Here is a 20431-nt window from a genome sequence, read left to right on the forward strand (position 1 = left end):
TGGCGTAGCCTGTCCCGCATGTCCGATCAGGGGGAGCGCGGCATGCGCTGGACCGACATGAGCGACGGCGAGCGCGGGGCCGAGGCCCATGACGTCTGGGGCAAGGTCGAGGGCGGTCCGCGGGAGGAGTGGGCTCGGGAGGAATGGTCCGAGCAGCCCCGGGACGAGCAGCCCCAGGACGAGTGGTCCCGGAGCGAGGAGTCCCGGAGCGAGGAGCCCGGGGACGAGCAGCCTCGGGACGAGGAGGACGTCAAGGTCGCGCCCGTCCCCGCCCCCGCGGAGGAGGAGCCGCCGCAGTGGGAGGGGTCGCTGTTCGACGGCTCCGACGATGACGGCGGCGAGGGCGACGCCGCGTACGTCCCGGCCGTTCCGACGGGCGCGGGCATGCCCGCCAGGCCCGGCAGGCCGAGCAGCGGCAACTGGCAGATGCCCGACTGGATGGCGGACGAGGCCGCGGCCGACGCCAAGCTCGGCTCGCCGGGCGCGTCCCGCGACCCGTTCGACGACGGCGGCGGCCGTTCCCGGGTCGTGCTGTTCGGCGGTGTGGGGCTGCTCCTGCTCGCGCTGGTCGCGGCCGGGGCCGTCTACTTCCTGAAGGGCGACGACGACGAACCGGCCGAGACGGACGGCAACGCGAACCGGACGTCGTCCGCCGAGCAGCCCGCCGAGACGGCTCAGCCGCAGTTGCCGCCCGACAAGAAGCTCAAGAAGTTCCGCGGCAGGCCGACCAAGATGGTGGCGCGTGTCGAGGACGAGGGCTCGGGCCTGTCGTACCCGAGGCTCGCCGCCCCGTGGAAGGTCCCGACCAAGAAGAACAAGCTGGGCACGCCGGGCTGGTCCGGACAGCAGATCCTGGTGACCGAGAAGCACGGCGGGCGGTACTGGTACGGCCAGCTCCTGACCGGGACGCTGCTGCCGAGCCTGCGCGGCGCCTACCAGGGGCCGGACAGCGTCAAGAACGTCGCCGGGCTCGCCGCCCGGGGATACGAGGCGCAGTACTACGCCTTCCCGCACCGGTCGGTGCCGCTCGCGTCCCAGGCCCTGAACGTCGACGGGCACCAGGGCTGGCTGATCGCCTCCTACCTCACCTACAAGCGGGACGGGGTGCGGGCGACCGGCGAGCTCTACGCCACCGCCGTGATCGACACCGGCCGCGAGTCGCCCGCCGTGGTGTTCGCGTCCATGCCGAACACGCACAAGCTGAAGTACCCGGACGTCAACGAGTTCTTCTCCCAACTGAAGATCGCCAGCGCCTGACGCCCGGTGTCGGCCGCCACCCCGGCTGGTCGCGTCCGGGCCCCGGCTACTAGGCTCGGTGGGGAAAAGTCGCTCTTGAAATGAGCCTCTCTGTAGGAGAGTCACAAGGGAGGGTGGGGCCGTGTCGAGCCCGGAGCGCGAGCGGTTGGCGGGCGAGTTGCAGCTGGCGATGCGGCGCAGCACGATGTTCACGGTCTTGCTGCACCACGCGACCGCGAGCAAGGCGGGCATGAACGTCACCGACGCGCAGTGCGTGAACGCGCTGTCGCTGGACGGGCCGCAGACGCCGGGTCAGCTGGCGCAGCTCATGGGCATCACGACCGGTGGCGCGATCACCGCCGTCATCGACCGGCTGGAGCGGGCGGGGTACGTCCGGCGCACCCGCGACCCCGACGACCGCCGTCGCGTGATCGTCGAACTCGTGGAGGGGAACGTGGCGGAGTTCGGCCGCTACTTCGAGCCGATCCGCCGCTCCTACTGGGAGCGCACCGCGTCCTACACCGACGAGCAGTTGGCCTTCCTGCTCGACTGGCTGCGCGGGAGCAACGAGCAGATGCCCGGCATCATCGACGAGATCAGAAGACTCGCCTGAGGCCACGCCCTCGGCACCCCGGGGGCCCCCGCACGCGGGCTCCGGGACCGCCCCCGTTCGTCCCGGAGCCGCGCCGACCGGTCGAATGGACCGGTCGAACCGTGACATCAGAGACCTGACCCCCGGCGCCGCAGGTCACACGCGCGCCACCCGGTGACTTCCATCACATAATCCGGTTCGGCCATAAGATCATGCGCGTCAGGCTCGTACAACAGAATGGCAGGTGACGGTGGAGGCGCTGCGTCCCGAGGACCCGGCCGAGATCGGCGGCTACCCGTTGATCGCCCGTATCGGCGCGGGCGGCATGGGCCAGGTGTATCTGGGGCTCACCGGCGGCGGCAGGCATGTCGCCCTCAAGGTGATCCGTGAGGACTTCGACGGCCCGCAGGCGCTCGCCAGGTTCCGCCGGGAGGTCGCCACCGTCGAACGGGTGCGCAGCCGGTTCGCCGCCGCGATGATCGGCGCCGGGTTGGACGCGCCGCCGTACTGGCTGGCCACCGAGTACGTCCCAGGTCCGACGCTCCGCCAGGCCGTCGCCGAGCACGGTCCGCTGCCCCCGGACACCTGCCTGCGGCTTCTCGCCGCACTCGCCCAAGGGCTGCTGGAGATCCACGGGCACGGCGTCCAGCACCGCGACCTCAAACCCGGCAACGTGATCCTCGCCCCGGACGGGCCCTGGCTGATCGACTTCGGGATCGCGCGCGGCGAGGGCCAGACGCAGATCACCCAGACCGGCGCGTGGAACGGCACCCCCGGCTACGTGGCGCCGGAGGTCGTCCGCGAGCAGGAGCCCGTGCCCGCGTCGGACGTGTTCTCCCTGGCGGGCACCATCGCCTACGCCGCGACGGGACGCCCGCCGTTCGGCGGCGGACGCATCGAGGCGATCATCCACCGCACGCTGAGCGGCGACATCGACCTGGACGGGGTCGACCCGCGCGTCGCCGACCTGGTGCGGCTCTGCGCGGAGAAGGAGCCCGGGTCCCGGGTCACGCTGGAGCGGCTGCTGGAGTTGGCCGCGTCCCCGGTCCCGCTCACCGACGATCCCGCGTATCGAGGGGTCGTGGGTGCCCCGCCGCCGGTTCCGCTCAGCGTCGCGGACGCCGTCACGTTCGGACTCGTCCCACCGGAACGCACCAAGACCGCGGTGCCGGGCGCGACTCCGCTGCGATCTCGCGCCGCCGTCATCGCCGCGGTCGCGGGGATCGCCGTGGTCGTCCTGGGCGGCGCGTTCGGGGCACGGGCCCTCCTCAACGGCGATGACGGCGGTTCCAACGGAGGCGAGGCCACCGGCACCGGCAAGGGCTCGGGCGCCGGGACGGGAAGCGGCGGCGGCTCGTCCGCCCAGGGTTCGTCCGCGCCGCCGTCCGGGACGCCCTCCGGCCGAACCCCTGGCCCCAATGGTCGCCCGCCGGACGAGATCCTGGTGAAGAAACCCACGCTCGACTACCAGAACCTGGCGTACTCCCCGAAGGACTTCACCTGCCTGCCCAATATCCGGGTCGAGAAGGCGGACGAGAAATTCGCCTATCAGTTGCAGGTCTCGGCACCGCGCCAGCCGTACACGAAGAAAAGCGTCGAGTTCGGGATGCGTTTCAAATACGAGCGTCCGACGAACTACTACCTGGCCGCGCAACTCCGCGAACCGGGCCCCTATGGAAGTGCGGGTCCGGCATGGGTCACCAGCAAGCCGCTCCTTTATCCGCAGGGTGAGGCGGGCGAGCACGGGCTGGACCTGAGCTATCCGAACGACTTCAGCTGGAACGCGTCGAAAGGCGCGACTGGTCTGTACAAAGGCGTGTGGACGATCGTGTGGATGCACGTCCAGCCGAACGGCGACGCCTATTACCTCGGTTGTGACGGCTTCACCGTCAAGTAACAGGGCAAGGAGAACGCATGCGGACTGGGCTGCGGGGAAAGACCGCCCTGATCACGGGAGCCTCCCGGGGAATCGGCAGGGCGATCGCCATGGGGCTCGCCGCCGAGGGCGCCAACGTCGTCATCTCCTCGCGCGACCAGGACGCGCTGGACCGGGCCGCCGAGGAGATCGGCGCCGCGCACCCCGACGTGGGCGTCCTCGCGAAGGCCGCGCACGTGGGCGACGCCGGACAGGCCGCCGCGTGCATGGACGCCGCCGTCGCCGAGTTCGGCGGCATCGACGTCCTGGTCAACAACGCCGGGACGAACCCCTACTACGGGCCGATGGCCGACATCGAGCCCGCCGCCGCGGCGAAGACCGTCCAGGTCAACCAGTTCGCGGTCGTCCAGTGGACGGGGTTGGCCCTGCGCGCGTCGCTGGCCGAGCGCGGCGGCGCCGTCGTCAACATCGCGTCCGTCGGCGGCCTGGTCACCGAGCACGGCATCGGGTACTACAACGTGACCAAGGCGGCCGTCGTCCATCTCAGCCGCCAGTTCGCGATGGAGCTGGCCCCGAAGGTCCGCGTCAACTGCATCGCGCCGGGCCTGGTCAAGACGCATCTCGCCCGCTCCCTGTGGGAGGGCGACGAGGAACGGATCAGCGCCGAGATGCCGCTCGGACGGCTCGGTGAACCCGAGGACATCGCCGACGCGGCCGTGTTCCTCGCCGGGGACGCCTCATCCTGGATGACCGGGCAGACCCTCGTCGTCGACGGCGGCACCACCGTCCGTGCCGCGATCCTCTGACGTCCGCCGGGGGACGCGCCGGTGAACTGACGAAACGCCGGGGGCACCGATGTTTACCGGTACGAGTTCCGGGGAGGGTGGGGCAGATCCGATCCCGAAAGACAGAGACGTGAGGAGCTGATCGTGCTCACGCTGACCAGCGGTGCCGTCCAGGTCATACGAACCGTGACCGCGAACCCGGAGCTTCCGCCGGACACCGGCATCCGCATCGAGTCCGGGCTCGACGGCTCGGACGCCCTGCGGCTCTCGGTCGCGCCCGCCCCCGAGGCCGGTGACCAGGTCGTCGAGGAGGAGGGCGCCAAGGTGTACCTGGAGGCAACCGTCGCCGAGATGCTCGACGACAAGACGCTCGACGCCCAGGTCGACCCACAGGGCGACGTGGCGTTCACCATCGCGGAGGGCGGGGGAACCCCGGCCTGACAGGCCCCGACCCGACAAGCCCCTGCCCACAAGGCTCGGCGGAGCCGGGGCCCCGGACCCCGGGACTCCGGCTTCAGCGCACGGCCGCGATGACGATCACCACGACGAACAGGAACGCGACCGTCGTGAGGACCATGAACGCGGCGATGACGGCGCAGGCCAGGCCGCGTGGCTGGTCGCGCCAGGTCCCGTAGCGTTCGCGCACCTGCCGGTCCAGTTCTCTGCGGGACGGCCGTCCCGCGTCCTCGGAGTCGGGGGAAGGCGTCACGGTCGCCAGTCTGGCAGACGGGACCGCGCCGGGCGCGGGCCTTGGCCGCGCCGCCTCCGGCCACCGCCGCCCACGTGAAAAGATCGTCTGATGCGACTCACCAAGCTCGGTCACGCCTGCGTCCAACTCGCCGAGGACGACCGGACGATCGTCATCGACCCCGGGTCGTTCAGCGACGCGGCCGGTGCACTCGCCGTCGCGGACGCCGTCCTCATCACCCATGAGCACTTCGACCACTTCGACCCCGACGGGTTGCGCGCCGTCATGGCCGAGCGGCCCGAGCTGGACGTCTGGACGTCCCGCACCGTCGCCGAGAGCCTCGCCGACCTGGGCGGACGAGTCCACCAGGTGGGCCATGGCGACGCCGTCACGATCGCGGGTTTCGACGTCCACGTGTATGGCGAGGAGCACGAGATCCTGCACCCGGACGTGCCGCCCATCCCGAACACGGGATTCCTCGTCGACGGTGAGGTCTTCCACCCGGGGGACGCGCTGACCGTCCCGGCGGAGCCCGTCCCGACGCTGTGCCTGCCGGGCAACGCGCCCTGGATGAAGATCCCCGAGCTGTACACGTACACGCGGGAGGTCCGGCCGGAGCGGGCGTTCGTGATCCACGACGGGGCGCTGAACGACCTCGGCCTCACGGTGATGAAGGCCCACGTGGCCAGGGCCGGAGAAGAGCTGGGCAAGGAGTTCACGCGCCTCGACCCGGGCACCACCGTCGACCTGGCGACCGCGTGAGCGGACCCGACCCGCGGCCCGTCCGGGCCGTCTTCCTCGACGTCGGCGAGACGCTGATCAACGAGGGCGAGATCTACGGACGCTGGGCCGAATGGCTGGGCGTGCCTAGGCACACGTTCCTCTCCAAGCTGGGCGCGATCCTCGCGACCGGCGGAACCCACCTGGACCTCTTCGAGTACTTCCGGCCGGGGTTCGACCTGCGAGCGGAGGAACGGGCGCGCCAGGAGGCCGGTGTCCCGAACGGATTCGGCCCGGACGACCTGTACCCGGACGCCCGTGCGTGCCTGTCCGGGCTCCGCGACCAGGGCCTGTACGTCGGGATCGCCGGGAACCAGCCCGTCGAGGCGGCCGAGCAGCTCGCCGCGCTCGGGCTGGACGCCGACGTCGTCGGGATCTCCGACGTGTGGGGCGTCCAGAAACCGGCCATGGAGTTCTTCGCACGCTGCGCGGAACTCGCCGAGATGCTGCCCGACCGCATCCTGTACGTGGGGGACCGCATCGACAACGACGTCCGGCCCGCGCTCGCGTACGGGGTGCGGGCGGCGTTCCTGCGGCGCGGCCCCTGGGGCCACATCCAGGACGATCCCGAAACGCTGCGCCGGTGCCTGTTCGTGCTGGACGACCTGGCCTCCCTCCCCGGCCTCGTCGCCGCCCACAACGCGCCCCTAGGGGAAGTCCCCTAGCTCCGGAGTATGGGCGCTGAACAGGCCGAACGGCCGATGTGGCGGCGGCTGCCCGGTTCGTACCGTTGGTGATGTGGCCGCGAACGGCGCGGCCACGTTCAACGCTCGACGATTCGGGGAGAGAAGACCTCATGAACGGCCTCTACCGTCCGCGCCACGGTCGAATGATCGCCGGTGTCTGCGCGGGACTCGCGCGCCGGTTCGGTTTGTCGTCGACGACCGTCCGGCTGCTGTTCCTGCTGTCGTGCCTGCTGCCGGGGCCGCAGTTCGTCGTCTACCTCGTGCTCTGGGTGATGATGCCCAGCGAGGAGCGCCGCATGGCCGGAAGCCGCTGACCGCAAGATCATCGGTGGCTCTCGACCGGGCCGTCCCGGAGGTGTTAGATCGTGGCACCACGATTCACCCCTTTGGGAGGGAAGGAGCCGCGGTGCCTGAGGAGGGCGGCCCGGGTCCAGGCCTGTATCCCGGCGGGGAGACGGCCCCCCGTCCCGCGCCCGAACCGCAGGGGGGCGCCGACGGGCGGGAGTCCGAGCACGCGGCGCTCCTGCTGCGATACCTGCGCGACCTGGCGCGGGGGCGGCGGCGCCCGTCCCGGGACGTGGCCGGGCACGACCACGTCCACTGGCTGTGCGACCTGCCGGGCGACGTGTACGTCGAGACGGACGCGGGCCCCGGCGACGTCCTGTTCAGCGTGCCGGTCATCCCGCTGACGCCCCCGGTGGTGCTGGAGGAGTTCGACGGCTGGCTGGCGCTGCGCAACTGGTACCGGGTCCTGCGTGAACTGTCCGGCGAGGAAGTGGTGTTGGCGACGGGGCTGCTCGCGTGGCGCCCCGTCGTGCACGACCATCTGTTGAGCACGCCCGTCCACATCGTCGTGGACGACCGTACGGAACGCATCGACGTGATCCTCGCCGGGCACACGACCCTGCGCGACCGTGACCTTCTGTCCGGGCATCCCGGCTACCGCGCCGCCGACTCGGTGTCGGCGGCGGTGCGGGCCGGGGAGGGGTTCGGGCTGACCGCCTCAGTCGGGGACACCCTGCGCAGTTGGTGCTCCGCCGCTCTCTCCACGCCCGCGGGCTACCGCGAGGAGTGGACGCCCGACCCCGGCGCGGTCTCGGCCGTCCCGCAGATCAGGTTGGCCCCGGCGCTCGTCGTCCGCCCGCCGGGCCGCACCGCCGTCGCCGACTACCACGCCACGCTCCTGCGGCTGCTGCCCCGGGGCGTCGCGGACGGCCTCGCGCGGCTCGTCTCACCGTCGCGGCGGCCGCACGTCATGCACGTGCCGGAACGGGCGCCGGAGACCGTCCCCGACCTGCTCGTCGGGCTGCTCGGCCGCGGCCACCGGGTGCTCGTCGCCACGTCCGGCGCGGCGGCGTCGGACGCGTTGCGCGCCGCGCTCCCGCCCGGCCTCGCGGGCCTCGCGGTCACCGACCAGGACGCGGCGGCCAGGGCGGCGGACGAGATCCTCGCCCGTCCCGCCCCCGACCTGGCCGCGCTGACCGAACGGGAGAAGGCCGCCGCCCGGCAGGCCGCCCGGCTGCGCGACCGGCTCCGCGACTCCGCCGAGGGCGACGCGTCCCGCCCGGACGACCAACTCCGCGCCGAGGCGCCCGAGCTGGCGTGGATGCCGGTCCGGCCCGACCTGCCGTCCGGCCCGCCGATCTCCCGGGCCGAGGCCGCGGAACTCGCCGTCCTGCTCGCCGAGGAGACGGGCGAACGCAAGGCCCGCATCGAGCAGCGCGACGTCGACCCGGGCGCGCTGCCGAGCGCCGCCTACGTCCGGACGCTGATCGACGCCGAGTCCACCGCCGCGGAACGTGCCGAACGGTCCGAGACCGACCTGTCCCGGCGGCTGCGCGACACCGACGTCACCCTCCTCGCCCGGCTGGACGGCGCCGCGTCCGCCGTCGCCGCCGCCCTCCGCGACCTCGGCCTGGACGGCCACCCCGGCGGCTGGAACCCCGCCGACCTCGCCGTCCGCGCGTTCGGCGACGCGCTCGGGGGCCGCCGCCCGCTGATCTGGTCACGGGTCGCCGAGATGACGGCCCGCGCCCGCTGGGCGGAACAGGCCGTCGCGAACCTGCGCGGCCACCGCGTCGACGTGCCCGACGGCGCCGACCTGCGCGACCTCGCTTCGTCCGCGCATGACCTGCGCGCGCATCTGGCGGGCGGCGGCGCCCTCAAGCGCGGGCCGCTGCGCTCGGCCGCGCAGCGCCAGGCGGAACCGCTGCTCGCCACCGTCCGGGTGGACGGCGCCACGCCCAACACACCCGAACTGCTCGACCTCGCCCACACCGACCTCTCGGTGCGGATCACCTGCCGCGAGTTGCAGTACGTGTGGGAGGCGGCGGGGATCTCCTTCCCCGCCGACGTGCCGCCCGCCGATCGCGTCGCCCGGTTCGTCCGCGCCCACGCCCGCCTCACCCGCGTCGGCGACGCCATGCCCGCCGTGGACGAGACGAAGGCGCTGCTCGCCCGCGCGGGCCTCACCGTCCCGCTCGGCCACCCCCTCCAGTGGCACGACTACGCGGCCGCGCTCCGCAACGCCCTGGACGGCCTCGGGGTCAACCGCGCCGCCGCCGACCTGGACGCCCTGCGCGACTCGATCGGCCCCGTCGCTCCCGACGACCCGCCCGAACTGCGCGCCGCCCTCACCGCCATCGGCGCCCGCGACGCCGCCGCCTACGCCCGCGCCCTCGGTGCCCTCGCCGAGGCCCGCCACGAACGCTCCCTCCAGATCCGCTGCGAGGAACTCCTCGCCCGCGTCCGGGCCGTCCACCCCGACCTCGCCAACCTGATGCTCGCCACCGACGGCGACGAGGTCTGGCACGCCCGCACCCGACGCTGGGACGAGGCCTGGACCTGGGCCCGCGAGGCCGCCCGCCGCCTCGCCGAACGGACCGTCCCGGCCGAGGAGACCCTCCGCAGCGCCCTCGCCGAGGCCGAGGAACGCCTGGACGCCATCCGCGCAGACCTCACCGCCGCCCACGCCTGGGCGGCCGTCCGGACGTCCCTGCCGCCGGACCCGACGGGGCCGTCCGACATCGTCCCCGCCTGGATCCTCCCGCTCTGGCGCGTCCCCGACGTCCTCCCGCCCGCCCCCGGCTCCTTCGACGTCGTCATCGTGGACGGCGAACACGAGGCAGGAGCGGAAGCCCTCTTCCTCCTCTGGCTGGCCCCCCGAATGATCCTGGTGGGCCCTCCCGGCCCGCCCCTCCCACCCCTGGAAGGCCCACACCCGTCGGCCGCCCTCCCGCCCCACCTCCGCCAGGCGATAACTCCCACGACCCCCCTCTACACCGCCCTGACCACAACACCCCCAGATCAACCGACCCCTGAACCAACGCCCCCGCAGAAAAGCGCGCCGCTGCGCCCCCGTCGCCTGGACGCCCCGCCCCTCCGCGACCCGGAGACCCCACCGGTCCCCGAGCCGGACACAAGCAACGAACAACCGGAGCCGGATCCCCCCAAAGAGGACCCGCCGTCCCCGCCACCAGACGAAGTCACCGAGCCCGAACCTGAGCCCGAAACCGCGCAGGTCACACGGGGCCGGTCGATCGTCACCTACAAACGCCCCGAACTGGTCGAGATCGTCCGGCGCATGGCCGAGCGCGAGCCCGACCTGTCCGACGACCAGCTCGTGGAACTGGTCGCCCGCCTCCTCGACTGTCCCGACGACGAGGAACTTCTCGTAGGCGCCCGCCTCCGCTACGCCATAGACGCCTACCGAGGCCGCGCCGCCCCCGACTGACCCTCACCCGCCTTCCCTGCGCCGGGCGCGGTGCGCCGCGACGGTCGTCCGGCTGGCGCAGGCGTTGGAGCAGAACCGGCGGCTGCGGTTGCGGGAGTCGTCCACGAAGAAACGAGGGCAGTCGCGCGCCCGGCAGCGGCCCACGGTCACGTCCGGGTCCCCGCACAGGACGTGCGCGAGGGCGGCCGCGCAGCCCCGTCCGAGCCAGTGGACGGCGTCTTCACCGTCGCGGGCGAAATGCAGATGCGGCCCGTCCCCGTCGTGCTCGCTGACATATATCTCCGGTGGGAAGCGGCCGAGTAGCAGGTTGACCGGCTCGGAAGGCCCGCCGTCGGCGACGGCCGCGACCGCGTCCCGCAATGCGGGCAACAAGCCGTCCAACCCCTCGGGGTCGGGCTCGGTCACCCGGTGCTGGCGGAAGAACTCGCGCCGCAATTCGCTCGGCTCGTCGCCGTTGACGAGTTCCACGGCCAGCCGGGTCAGATTGCCTACGTAGGCGATGTATCGCATTTGACCGCCTACCTCCATGACTTGATAGTAGGTGGCATGGATCCGAACACTACCTACTTGCCCCTCGTGCGCGCCGGACTCTGGGACCTTGCCCTGGACGTCCTTCCTCCCCGGTCGACGGCAGCGCGAGCCGAGATCTTGACCGACGCCTTCTGGTGGCGTCTGGAGGGGGAGTCGCGGGCCGAGGATGCCGTCGCCGAACTCGCCGAGAGCGATCCCGTCCGGGCCGGGTTCCACGGGAGGCGGCGGCGGTGACGGCCGCCGAGCTGGGGCTGCGATGGCTAATGGAATAGATTGTTCCGTTCTGATATGGTGGAGCGGAACAGTTCGTTCCGTGTGGGGAGTCTTGATGCGGGTGCTGGATGGGCGGACGTTGAATCGGGCGGCTCTGGATCGGCAGCTTCTGCTGGCGCGCTCTGAGATGTCGGTCGCGGACGCGGTGGGACGGCTTGTCGCGGTTCAGGCGCAGGAGACCAACGCGCCCTACTACGGGTTGTGGACGAGGCTTGCCGGGTTCCGACAGCAGCAGCTCACCGAGTTGATGACCGGGCGGGCTGTTGTGCGCGGGTCGAGTCTCAGGGGGACGCAGCACATGGCCCTGGCGGAGGACTTTCTGTGGTTGCGGCCGCTTGTTCAGGAGCGCATTCTTCAGGCTCGGCAGGCGGGGTTTGGTGGCGTGACCAAGGAGTGGGACCTGGACGAGCTCGCCACGGAGGCTCGCAAGCTTCTGGACGGTGAGGTTCTGACTCGGCCGCAGGTCGCCCGGCGGCTGGCCGAGCGGTGGCCTGATCGGGATCTGCAAGCTCTGGGCTGGTCGGTGCAGGCCTTGTTGTCGGTTGTTCATCCGCCGCCCAGTGGGACCTGGAATGTCGGGGGCGCCACTCCGTTCGCTCTTGCGGAGGAATGGATCGGGCGGCCTTTCCGGGAGGTCGGGGTCGATCGGTTGGTGCGGCGCTATTTGGCCGCGTTCGGGCCCGCGTCGGTGAAGGACTTCCAGGTGTGGTCCGGGCTGCGGCGGATGGACGCCGTTTTCGAGGGGCTCCGGGGCGAGCTTCGGGAATACCGGGACGAGGGTGGTGTCGAGCTGTTTGATGTTCCGGAGGCGCGGCTTCCCGGTGATGTCGCGGCGCCCGTTCGGTTTCTTCCGGCGTTCGACAATCTGGTCCTCGCCTACGCCGATCGGACCCGGCTGATGACGGACGAGCAGCGCCGGGTCGTGTGCGTCGGTTCGGAGATCAAGCCGACGCTTCTGGTGGACGGACGAGTCCACGGCCTCTGGGCCCTCAAACACGACAGGAAAGCGCGGAACGCCGTCCTGACCGTTGAGTGTTTCGCGCCTCTGCCGGACGCGTCGGCGGTCGAAGAAGAGGCGAATCGGCTGCTGAAGTTCGCGGCGCCCGACGCCGCGCACGAGCTTCGCGTCACGTCCTTGGCGGACTGAAATACCCGGGGAGCTACTCCGCCGATGGCGGGCTAGGCCTTCTCATTCCCTGGCCAAACAGTTGACACTGAGCCTCATCAAAAATGCTGCGCGAGTACGGGCCCGTCCACGCGGGCGGTCCCGCCGCCGACTTCGGCACGATCGACCTTGACGAGGCGCCGGGCTGGGCCGTGTACGGGCATCACGACGACGTCCTCACCCATGTGGCCCCGGACGAGGTCGACGACGGCGCCGAGGATCTGGTCATCGGTCTTTTGGGACGGTCCAAACGTGATCGGGACGGACGCGAACTGACCGTCGTCCACGTCGAGGACAAGCGGCCCCGCTGAATCACCATCCCGAGTCCCAAGAAGTCTGTACAAATGTCGATGTGACCGAATGGGACGACGAAGCGCTGGCGCGATTGCGGTCCGCCGCGCACCGCGGTGACCGGGCCGCCGGGCTCGACGTGCTCCGAGGACGGCCGCTCGACCCGGTGCTCCAGTACGCCGGGGACATCGCCCTGCTGGTCATGGCGGACGGCCTCGCCGAAGGCGCGTGGCTCGTCGACGAGTGCCGCGCCCGGCTGGTCGAGCGCGGCCAGCCCGGGGACGCCGAGTTGGCGGCGGCGCTCGGGCACGGTCCGCGTCCGGCGCTGTCGCCGCTTCCCGCCGATCTCGGGGCGGTGGCGGCGGCGATGGACGACGGCCTCCACGTCCTCGATCTTGAGCGCGGCGACGTGCTGGCCATCGACGAGGCGCTCGACGCGGCGGACGACGCCCGCTGGCTGCCGATCCCGCCCGGCGTCCTGCCCGAGGGCGAGGACGCCCGGCGGGGCGTGGCCCGCGCCTGGCTCGCGGAGCAGGGCTACCGGCCCGTCCCCCGGACCCTCTAGGAACCGGGGCGCACCAGCGGGAACGTGATCGTCTCGCGGATGCTGTGGCCGGTCAGCGCGATCAGCAGCCGGTCGACGCCCATGCCCATGCCGCCCGCCGGGGGCATCGCGTACTCCAGGGCGCGCAGGAAGTCCTCGTCCAGCTCCATGGCCTCGGGGTCGCCGCCCGCGGCGCGCAGCGACTGCTCGGTGAGGCGCCGCCGTTGCAGGACGGGGTCGATCAGCTCTGAGTAGGCGGTGCCGAGTTCCATGCCGAAGACGATGAGGTCCCATTTCTCGGCGAGACGCGGGTCGCGGCGGTGCGGGCGGGTCAACGGGGACGTCTCCGAGGGGTAGTCCCGGACGAACGTCGGCTCCATGAGGTGCTCCTCGACGAGCGCCTCGAACAGTTCCTGCACCACCCTCCCCTGGCCCCACTTCGGGTCGACGTTCAGCTTGAAGCGTTCGGCGAGCTTCCGCGTGACGTCCAGTGGCGTGTCGGGGGTGATCTCCTCGCCGACCGCCGTGGACACCGACTCGTAGACGGTGATCTCCCGCCACGGCGCGGCGAGGTCGTACTCGACGCCGTCCCGCACGACGGCCGTGGTGCCGAGGGCGGCGTGCGCCGCGTCCAGGACGAGGGAGCGGGTCAGCTCGGCCATCGTGTCGTAGTCGCCGTACGGTTCGTACGCCTCCAGCATCGTGAACTCGGGGTTGTGCTTGGGGGACACGCCCTCGTTGCGGAAGTTGCGGTTCAGCTCGAAGACGCGGCCGACCCCGCCGACGAGGAGCCGTTTCAGGTACAGCTCGGGCGCGATCCGCAGGTGGAGCCGCATGTTGTAGGCGTTGACGCGGGTGGTGAACGGGCGCGCGGTGGCACCGCCGTGGACGGGTTGCAGCATCGGCGTCTCGACTTCGAGGTAGCCGCTGGCGCGCAGCCCGTCGCGGAGGGCGGCGATCGCGTCGCCGCGCATCCGGAGCATGCGCCGGGCGCCGTCGTTGACGATGAGGTCGACGTACCGTTGCCGGACGCGCGCCTCCGAGTCGGACAGGCCCGACCGCTTGTTCGGCAGCGGGCGCAGGCATTTGGCGGCGAGCGTCCACGACGACGCCAGCACCGACAACTCGCCGTGCCGCGAGGCGACGACCTCGCCCTGGACGGCCACCTGGTCACCGAGGTCGATGAGCGTCTTCCAGCGGTGCAGCGAGTCGTCGCCGAGCGCGTCGGCGGTCAGCATGACCTGGAGGTCGGCGGTCTCGTCCCGCAGCGTGACGAAGATCAGCCGACCGTGCTCGCGGGCGAGGACGACCCGTCCCGCGATGGCCGCGACGACCCCGGTGTGCGCGCCGGGCGCCAGATCGGGGAAGCGGGCGCGGATGTCGGCGGCGAAGTCGGCGCGTTCGCAGTGCACCGGGTACGGGTCCATCCCGGCGGCGCGGATCCGGTCGAGCTTGGCGTGCCTGACCCGTTCCTGCTCCGACAGCCGCCGCGCCGGGGCGCGTTCCGCGTCGGCGGCGTCGTCGGCCTGCCTGATCTTCTCGACGAGGTCGCTGGACGGCGCCATCGCCGCCGCGCGTTCCAGCTTCGGCCGGTTCAGGTTCGGCAGGAACCCCTCCGCGCGGGCATAGGCCAGGCCCAGCCGGACGAGATGGCGGCTCTGCGTGTAGCAGATGTAGCGCGGACGCCACTCCGGCATGTACTTCGAGTTCGCCAAGTACAGCGATTCGAGCTGCCAGAACTTCGACGCGAACGACAAGAACCGGTAGTGCAGCCGCGCGACGGGTCCGGCGCCGATCTGCGAGCCGCGTGCGAACGCCGACCGCAGCATCGCGAAGTTCAGCGACAGCCGCTGCACCCCGACCGCCGCGGCCTTCTCGGCGAGCTTGGCGACCATGTACTCGTTGAGGCCGTTCTCGGCGAACCGGTCGCGGCGCATCAGGTCGAGCGACAGGCCCGCGCGCCCCCACGGGACGAAGCTGAGCAGGCCGCGCAGCTCGCCGTCGGCGTCGAACGCCTCGACCATCACGCAGCGGCCGTCGGTGGGGTCGCCGAGACGGCCGAGCGCCATGGAGAAGCCGCGTTCGGTGTCCTCGCCGCGCCAGGCGTCGGCGCGGCGGATCAACAGCGCCATCTCCCAGGCGGGGATCTGCGCGTGCCGCCGGATCCGCACCTCGTACCCGGCCCGTTCGACCCGGCGGACGGCCTGCCTGACCTGCCGCATCTCGCGTCCGTCCAGGTTGAAGGCGGTGAGGTCGACGACGGCCTCGTCACCGAGTTCCAGCGCGTCGAACCCGTGCCGCCGGTAGACGTGCGCGCCGCGTCCGCCGACGCTGACGGCGCCGGGGATCCAGGCGTGCGCGCGGCACTCCGCCAGCCACGCCTCGATGGCCTGGTCCCAGGACTCGGGGTCGCCGAGCGGGTCGCCGCTTGCCAGCGCGACCGAACCTTCGACCCGGTAGGCGATGGCCGCCTTACCGTTCGGTGCGAGCATGACGTCCTTGTCGCGGCGCAGCGCGAAGTAGCCGAGGGAGTCCTGGTCGCCGTACCGGGCGAGCAGCGCGCGGGCGGCCAGCTCCTCCCGGGGCCCGAGGACGGGGTCGCGGCGCCCCGGTTTGAACAGGGCCCAGAACGTGGCGATCAGCAGCCCGGTGCCCAGGACCCACAGGATCGCGTCCACCCACATAGGCACGTTCACGTCGATCGGCCTGCCCGTGACGCGCGGCCCGAGGACGGTCTGGGAGACCGCGTACAGCGGGTGCGTCCAGAACTCGCCGCTGTGGTCGCGGTCGGTCAGGGTGACGAGGAGCGTGCCGATTCCGCAGGTCACGACCAGCATGCCGGTGAAGACGAGCCCGGCCAGGCGGCGGTCGGCGCGGTCGGGCAGCGTGGTGAACTGCCCGCGCGCGCCGATCAGCAGGGCGAGCGCGGCGACGTAGACGCCGATGGTGGCGATCATGCCGGGCGGCGCGGCCCGGCCCGGATCGAGGGCGGCCGCGAGGAGCGTCGCGGCGCCGACCACGACCGGCAGGGAGAAGATCAACAGGAGCAGCCGCCACGCGGCCCGCTTGCGCCGCCGGACGCCCATCGACAGCAGGATCCAGAGAAGCCCGACGGGGACGCTCGGAAACCAACCGAGATACCCGATCCACCGCAACGCCCAGATATCGGCGATCTCAAGGATGAGACCATAGGAGACCCACGCGAGGAGCGACAGGATCCCGGAGAGACGGGTGTACCAGAACACGATCGTCGGAGCGGCCTGGATCAGCCGGGTCCATTCGCCGCGAACGCCCGAACGGCGCGCGTCCGGAGCCCCCGCCTGGTCCGGGGCGCGGTCGGGCGGAACCGGATTATTCGTCACGGATGTCACGTCGATCACATTTCGGAGCGCGGGGCCCCGTCAGACGGCGAACCTCCGGGTGCACCCGGACGTCGTACGGGTAGGGGGATGTGGCGTGCAAGGTCGGTCCAAGGTTGTCAGCAAAAGTCGATATGGTCGCGGATATGCCAAATGAACCCACCGGTGAGCGGTTGCTCGCTCGCCGCTACCGCCTGGTCACCCAGGTCGGCCGAGGCGGCATGGGGACGGTCTGGCAGGCGCACGATGAGGTCCTCGGTCGTGACGTCGCGGTGAAGGAGGTCATCCTCCCGCATGGTCTCACCGACGAAGAGCGCGTCGTGCATCACAAGCGCACGTTCCGTGAGGCGCGCACCGCCGCGCGGCTCGGTCACCCCGGCGTCGTCACTGTCTACGACGTCGTCGAGGAGGACGACCGGCCCTGGATCATCATGGAGCTCATCCGGGCCCGCTCGCTCGACCAGGTGATCAAGCAGGACGGTCCGCTGGACGTCCACCGCGCCGCCGAGATCAGCAGGCAGATGCTCGCCGCGCTGCACGCCGCGCACGGCGCGGGCGTCCTGCACCGCGACGTCAAGCCGAGCAACGTGCTGATCACCGGCGCGGGCCGGATGGGCGAGCGCGCCGTGCTCACCGACTTCGGCATCGCCACCGCCTCCGGTGACGCCACCCTCACCCAGACCGGCCTGGTCATGGGCTCGCCCGCGTACATCGCGCCGGAGCGGGCCCGCGGGCGGGTCGCGGGCCCGGCGTCCGACCTGTGGTCGCTCGGCGTCACCCTCTACGCGATGCTGCACGGCAGGTCGCCGTTCGAGCGGCCCGAGCCGATGGCCGCGCTGGTCGCGGTGATCTCCGAGGAGCCCGACCCGCCGGAGAAGGGCGGACGGCTGATCCCGGTCATCGAGGGGCTGCTGCACAAGAACCCCGACCAGCGGATGGACGCGATCGAGGCCGGCGCGCTGCTGGACGACATCGTCCGCCAGGAGACCATCGACACACAGCGGACCATGGCCGTCGAGTACGCGGGCGACGAGCCGGTCGCGCCGGTCGACGACCCCGGCGGCCGGACGAGCGTCGACCCAGGCGGCCGGACCAGCCTCGACCCCGTCGACCGGCAGGCCCGTCCTGACGCGCTCGAGGGCCGTCCCGACCAGCTGACCAGCTTCGACCTTCCGCCCGCCGCGCCCGCCGCGTCGGCCTCGCCGTCCAGGACGACCACCGACCCCGGCTCGACGGCCAAGCTCGGCAGCGTCGGCGGCAAGGCCGGGCCCGGCGAGACGACGCCCGACCCGGGCCGCGCCTCGTCCTGGCGGTCCCGGTCGCGGGCCGAGCCGACCGGCGGCGCGCCGCCGTCCGGGCACGGGGCCGTCCAGCAGGGCTCGCCCGACCACGGGCCGCCCGACCACGGGTCGCCCGACCACGGGTCGCCAACGCACTTCGCGCCGACGACGCATCCGGCCGGGCGTCCCGCCCTCGTCTCCAACCGCAACGTCCTGATCGTCACCGTGGTGGCGCTGGTCATCATCGTGGTCGTCGCGGGCATCGCGCTCGCGAACAGCGGCGGCGACGGCGGCAAACCCGCCCGCAAGGACGGCGCCACGTCACCCGCCACGAAGCCCGCGACCGGCGGTCCGGCGTCGTCGGCGCCGCCGCCGAGTTCGGCCAAGCCCGGTAACGCGCTCCCCGCGGGCTTCACGAAGCGCAAGGACCGCAGCGGCTACTCCCTGGCGGTCCCGAGCGGCTGGAGCGGCCCGGAGCGCAAGCAGGGCGGCGACTACTACTACTCGCCCGACCGCGCCGTCTACGTCCAGATCGACCAGGTCGACGACCCCAGCGACAGCGCGATCGACGACTGGCGGCGGCAGGAGCGCGGCGGCACCCGGTTCGACGGCTACAAGAAGATCCGGATCGAGCCGACCGGCGACCACCCGCCCGTCCCCGACACCGGCGACGGCGACAAGTCCGCCGACTGGGAGTTCACCTTCGACAGCGGCGGCGGGCGCCGCCACATCCTCAACCGCGGGTTCGTCGCGAACGGCCACGGCTACGCGATCCTGCTGTGCGCCCCCGACAAGGACTGGGCCAAGGTCTTCGCCGACCTCCAGCCCGTGTACCGCTTCTTCGAACCCGCGGGCGACTGATGGCGGCCCGCCTGCTCGCCGGTCGGTACCGGCTCGAATCGGTGGTCGGACGCGGCGGCATGGGCACCGTCTGGCGCGCCCGCGACGAGATCCTCGACCGGGACGTCGCCGTCAAGGAGGTCGTGCTGCCCGCCGGGCTGGACGACGACGAACGCGGCAACCGGCACCTCAGGACGCTCCGCGAGGCCCGCGCGCTGGCCCGGTTGAACCATCCGGGCGCCGTGACCGTACACGACGTCGTGGACGAGGACGACCGCCCCTGGATCGTCATGGAGCTGGTCGAGGCCCGTTCCCTCCAGGAGATCGTGGACGAGGACGGCCCACTGCCGCCCGGCCGCGCCGCCGTGATCGGACGGCAGGTCGCGGGCGCGCTGCGGGCCGCGCACACGATCGGCATCCTGCACCGGGACGTCAAGCCCGCCAACGTGCTCGTCACCGGCGACGACCGCGGCATCCTCACCGACTTCGGCATCGCGCAGCTGTCCGGCGACGTGACGCTGACCAGCGCCGGAATGGTCATGGGCTCGCCCGCCTACATGTCGCCGGAGCGGATCAACGGCGACCCGGCGGTCGCCGCGTCGGACCTGTGGGCGCTCGGCGCCACCCTCTACACCGCGACGGAGGGGAAGTCGCCGCACCACCAGACCGACCCGATGGCGCTGCTCGCGGCCGTGCTGACACGGGACGTCCCGCCGCCGCGCAACGCCGGGCCGCTCGCGCCCGTCCTCGCCGGGCTGCTGGAGCGCGACCCCGCGCGGCGGATGACCGTGGAACGCGCCGAGGAGTCGCTGGCCGCGGTCGCGTCCGGGCACGCCGCGAGCCTGGCCGCCGCGCACCTCGCCCCGCACGCGACCCCGCACCCGCACGCGGCCCCGCACCCCCATTCGAACCCGCACCCGCATTCGACGATGGCCGTGGAAGCCTCCCCGGCTCCGGTGACAGGGCCGGAGCCGGGGCCGACCCCCGGGCCGGTGCCGGACGGCGTGACCACGTGGTTCCCGCAGGGGCCCGGCGGCTCGTACCCGCCGGGGCCCGGTGGCCCGTGGACGTCCGGCACCGCCCAGCCCGTGGCGCCCAGTCGGCGGGTGCCCGTCCTGCCGGTGCTCGCGGGCGCCGTCGTGGCGGTCGCCGCGCTGGCCGTCGCCGGGTACCTGCTGTGGCCGGACGGCTCGTCCGGCCCGGAGCGGGGCGGATCGAACCCGCCCGCGACCATCGCCGGGACATCCGCGCCGAAGCCGTCCGACACGCCGAGCACCTCGCAGTCGCCGAGCACGCCGGTGTCGTCCCCGGCGGCGCCGACTCAGTTGCCGGACGGGCTCGTCCCGGGGCGCGGCTCCGGCTTCACGATCGGCGTCCCGGCCGGGTGGCGGCGCTCCGTCCAGGGCAACAGCGTCATCTGGATCAACTCGGCGACCAACGCCTACGTGCAGGTCGACCGGACGCCGTGGAGCGGTGACCCGTACTGGCACTGGGTGGCCTGGGAACGGCAGGCCATCGCCGACGGGAAACTGAAGAACTTCCAGCGCGTCGCGCCCATCACCCGCACCAGCGTCGCGGGGACGCCCGCCGCCGACATCGAGTTCACCTGGTCGCGCGCGGGCGTCACCCGGGCGCGCGACCGCGGGCTGGTCGTCGACGGCCGGTCCTACGCCGTGGTCGTGGCGCTTCCCGCGTCCCAGTGGAACGAGAACGAGGCACTCGTGAAGAATGTGCTCGACACGTTCCGTCCCTCCGGGGTGGGATGACCCAGG

18 protein-coding genes are annotated in these 20431 nt (G+C 72.3%); 15 read left to right on the forward strand and 3 right to left on the reverse strand.

All coding sequences use genetic code 11. From position 1 onward, the window contains the following. The first annotated feature begins 18 nt into the window (after nucleotides 1-18). The 5 genes from ABD808_RS22435 to ABD808_RS22455 all read left to right on the forward strand — a co-directional run bounded on the left by ABD808_RS22435 (nucleotide 19) and on the right by ABD808_RS22455 (nucleotide 4930). On the forward strand, nucleotides 19-1257 hold the full coding sequence (locus ABD808_RS22435; protein ID WP_344899781.1) for a hypothetical protein: 1239 nt from the start codon (nucleotides 19-21) through the stop codon (nucleotides 1255-1257). A 121-nt stretch (nucleotides 1258-1378) separates the two neighbouring features. Continuing rightward, a complete protein-coding gene (locus ABD808_RS22440) occupies nucleotides 1379-1849 on the forward strand; it encodes a MarR family winged helix-turn-helix transcriptional regulator (protein ID WP_344899784.1) in 471 nt (156 codons plus the stop codon). A gap of 223 nt (nucleotides 1850-2072) precedes the next feature. Then, nucleotides 2073-3725 carry a serine/threonine protein kinase gene (locus ABD808_RS22445; protein ID WP_344899787.1) on the forward strand — a complete coding sequence of 551 codons (1653 nt, stop codon included), beginning with the start codon at nucleotides 2073-2075 and terminating at the stop codon, nucleotides 3723-3725. Between the two features lie 17 nt (nucleotides 3726-3742). Beyond that, nucleotides 3743-4510, forward strand: coding sequence for an SDR family oxidoreductase (locus ABD808_RS22450; protein ID WP_344899791.1), 768 nt, complete (start codon nucleotides 3743-3745; stop codon nucleotides 4508-4510). 123 nt (nucleotides 4511-4633) lie between these two features. Beyond that, nucleotides 4634-4930, forward strand: coding sequence for a Fe-S cluster assembly protein HesB (locus ABD808_RS22455; protein WP_344899794.1), 297 nt, complete (start codon nucleotides 4634-4636; stop codon nucleotides 4928-4930). 73 nt (nucleotides 4931-5003) lie between these two features. Here the strand turns inward: ABD808_RS22455 and ABD808_RS22460 are convergent, their stop codons facing one another. Next, nucleotides 5004-5198, reverse strand: coding sequence for a hypothetical protein (locus ABD808_RS22460; RefSeq protein WP_344899797.1), 195 nt, complete (start codon nucleotides 5196-5198; stop codon nucleotides 5004-5006). A 90-nt stretch (nucleotides 5199-5288) separates the two neighbouring features. Between ABD808_RS22460 and ABD808_RS22465 the strand changes: the two genes are divergently transcribed. The 4 genes from ABD808_RS22465 (at nucleotide 5289) to ABD808_RS22480 (ending at nucleotide 10376) form a co-directional block, all read left to right on the forward strand. Continuing rightward, nucleotides 5289-5939 carry an MBL fold metallo-hydrolase gene (locus ABD808_RS22465; protein ID WP_344899801.1) on the forward strand — a complete coding sequence of 217 codons (651 nt, stop codon included), beginning with the start codon at nucleotides 5289-5291 and terminating at the stop codon, nucleotides 5937-5939. Continuing rightward, nucleotides 5936-6622: an HAD family hydrolase gene (locus ABD808_RS22470; protein ID WP_344899804.1), complete on the forward strand. Its 687-nt coding sequence runs from the start codon at nucleotides 5936-5938 to the stop codon at nucleotides 6620-6622. The genes ABD808_RS22465 and ABD808_RS22470 overlap by 4 nt, the downstream gene beginning before the upstream one ends. Nucleotides 6623-6753: 131 nt before the next feature. After that, nucleotides 6754-6957, forward strand: coding sequence for a PspC domain-containing protein (locus ABD808_RS22475; RefSeq protein WP_344899807.1), 204 nt, complete (start codon nucleotides 6754-6756; stop codon nucleotides 6955-6957). A 92-nt stretch (nucleotides 6958-7049) separates the two neighbouring features. Next, complete coding sequence (locus ABD808_RS22480) at nucleotides 7050-10376, forward strand: hypothetical protein (protein WP_344899809.1); 3327 nt, start codon at nucleotides 7050-7052, stop codon at nucleotides 10374-10376. Between the two features lie 3 nt (nucleotides 10377-10379). Here ABD808_RS22480 and ABD808_RS22485 read toward each other — a convergent pair whose 3' ends face one another. Beyond that, entirely contained in the window at nucleotides 10380-10904 is a 525-nt protein-coding gene (locus ABD808_RS22485) for a CGNR zinc finger domain-containing protein (RefSeq protein ID WP_344899811.1), read from the reverse strand. A gap of 18 nt (nucleotides 10905-10922) precedes the next feature. Between ABD808_RS22485 and ABD808_RS22490 the strand changes: the two genes are divergently transcribed. From ABD808_RS22490 to ABD808_RS22505, 4 genes are all read left to right on the forward strand, one after another. Beyond that, the gene (locus ABD808_RS22490) at nucleotides 10923-11141 is read left to right on the forward strand and encodes a hypothetical protein (protein WP_344899813.1); all 219 of its coding nucleotides are present in this window, start codon (nucleotides 10923-10925) and stop codon (nucleotides 11139-11141) included. A gap of 94 nt (nucleotides 11142-11235) precedes the next feature. After that, entirely contained in the window at nucleotides 11236-12327 is a 1092-nt protein-coding gene (locus ABD808_RS22495) for a winged helix DNA-binding domain-containing protein (RefSeq protein ID WP_344899815.1), read from the forward strand. A gap of 83 nt (nucleotides 12328-12410) precedes the next feature. Beyond that, nucleotides 12411-12656 carry a hypothetical protein gene (locus ABD808_RS22500; RefSeq protein WP_344899817.1) on the forward strand — a complete coding sequence of 82 codons (246 nt, stop codon included), beginning with the start codon at nucleotides 12411-12413 and terminating at the stop codon, nucleotides 12654-12656. Nucleotides 12657-12697: 41 nt separating this feature from the next. Next, on the forward strand, nucleotides 12698-13201 hold the full coding sequence (locus tag ABD808_RS22505; RefSeq protein WP_344899819.1) for a hypothetical protein: 504 nt from the start codon (nucleotides 12698-12700) through the stop codon (nucleotides 13199-13201). Here ABD808_RS22505 and lysX read toward each other — a convergent pair. Next, the gene (lysX, locus tag ABD808_RS22510; RefSeq protein ID WP_425548966.1) at nucleotides 13198-16449 is read right to left on the reverse strand and encodes a bifunctional lysylphosphatidylglycerol synthetase/lysine--tRNA ligase LysX; all 3252 of its coding nucleotides are present in this window, start codon (nucleotides 16447-16449) and stop codon (nucleotides 13198-13200) included. The genes ABD808_RS22505 and lysX overlap by 4 nt on opposite strands. Nucleotides 16450-16685: 236 nt before the next feature. Between lysX and ABD808_RS22515 the strand changes: the two genes are divergently transcribed. Beyond that, the gene (locus ABD808_RS22515) at nucleotides 16686-18680 is read left to right on the forward strand and encodes a serine/threonine-protein kinase (protein ID WP_344899823.1); all 1995 of its coding nucleotides are present in this window, start codon (nucleotides 16686-16688) and stop codon (nucleotides 18678-18680) included. After that, nucleotides 18680-20425, forward strand: coding sequence for a serine/threonine-protein kinase (locus ABD808_RS22520; protein WP_344899825.1), 1746 nt, complete (start codon nucleotides 18680-18682; stop codon nucleotides 20423-20425). The genes ABD808_RS22515 and ABD808_RS22520 overlap by 1 nt, the downstream gene beginning before the upstream one ends. The last annotated feature ends 6 nt before the right edge of the window (nucleotides 20426-20431 follow it).

This window comes from Actinomadura meridiana (assembly GCF_039537545.1).
GTDB classification, from domain to species: domain Bacteria; phylum Actinomycetota; class Actinomycetes; order Streptosporangiales; family Streptosporangiaceae; genus Spirillospora; species Spirillospora meridiana.

Excerpts from the sequence above, each read along its gene's own strand:
- ABD808_RS22435 (WP_344899781.1), top strand. The coding sequence starts at position 19 with ATGTCCGATCAGGGGGAGCGCGGCATGCGCTGGACCGACATGAGCGAC.
- ABD808_RS22450 (WP_344899791.1), top strand. The coding sequence starts at position 3,743 with ATGCGGACTGGGCTGCGGGGAAAGACCGCCCTGATCACGGGAGCCTCC.
- ABD808_RS22465 (WP_344899801.1), top strand. The coding sequence starts at position 5,289 with ATGCGACTCACCAAGCTCGGTCACGCCTGCGTCCAACTCGCCGAGGAC.
- ABD808_RS22475 (WP_344899807.1), top strand. The coding sequence starts at position 6,754 with ATGAACGGCCTCTACCGTCCGCGCCACGGTCGAATGATCGCCGGTGTC.
- ABD808_RS22485 (WP_344899811.1), bottom strand. The coding sequence starts at position 10,904 with ATGGAGGTAGGCGGTCAAATGCGATACATCGCCTACGTAGGCAATCTG.
- ABD808_RS22490 (WP_344899813.1), top strand. The coding sequence starts at position 10,923 with ATGGATCCGAACACTACCTACTTGCCCCTCGTGCGCGCCGGACTCTGG.
- ABD808_RS22495 (WP_344899815.1), top strand. The coding sequence starts at position 11,236 with ATGCGGGTGCTGGATGGGCGGACGTTGAATCGGGCGGCTCTGGATCGG.
- ABD808_RS22500 (WP_344899817.1), top strand. The coding sequence starts at position 12,411 with ATGCTGCGCGAGTACGGGCCCGTCCACGCGGGCGGTCCCGCCGCCGAC.
- ABD808_RS22515 (WP_344899823.1), top strand. The coding sequence starts at position 16,686 with ATGCCAAATGAACCCACCGGTGAGCGGTTGCTCGCTCGCCGCTACCGC.
- ABD808_RS22520 (WP_344899825.1), top strand. The coding sequence starts at position 18,680 with ATGGCGGCCCGCCTGCTCGCCGGTCGGTACCGGCTCGAATCGGTGGTC.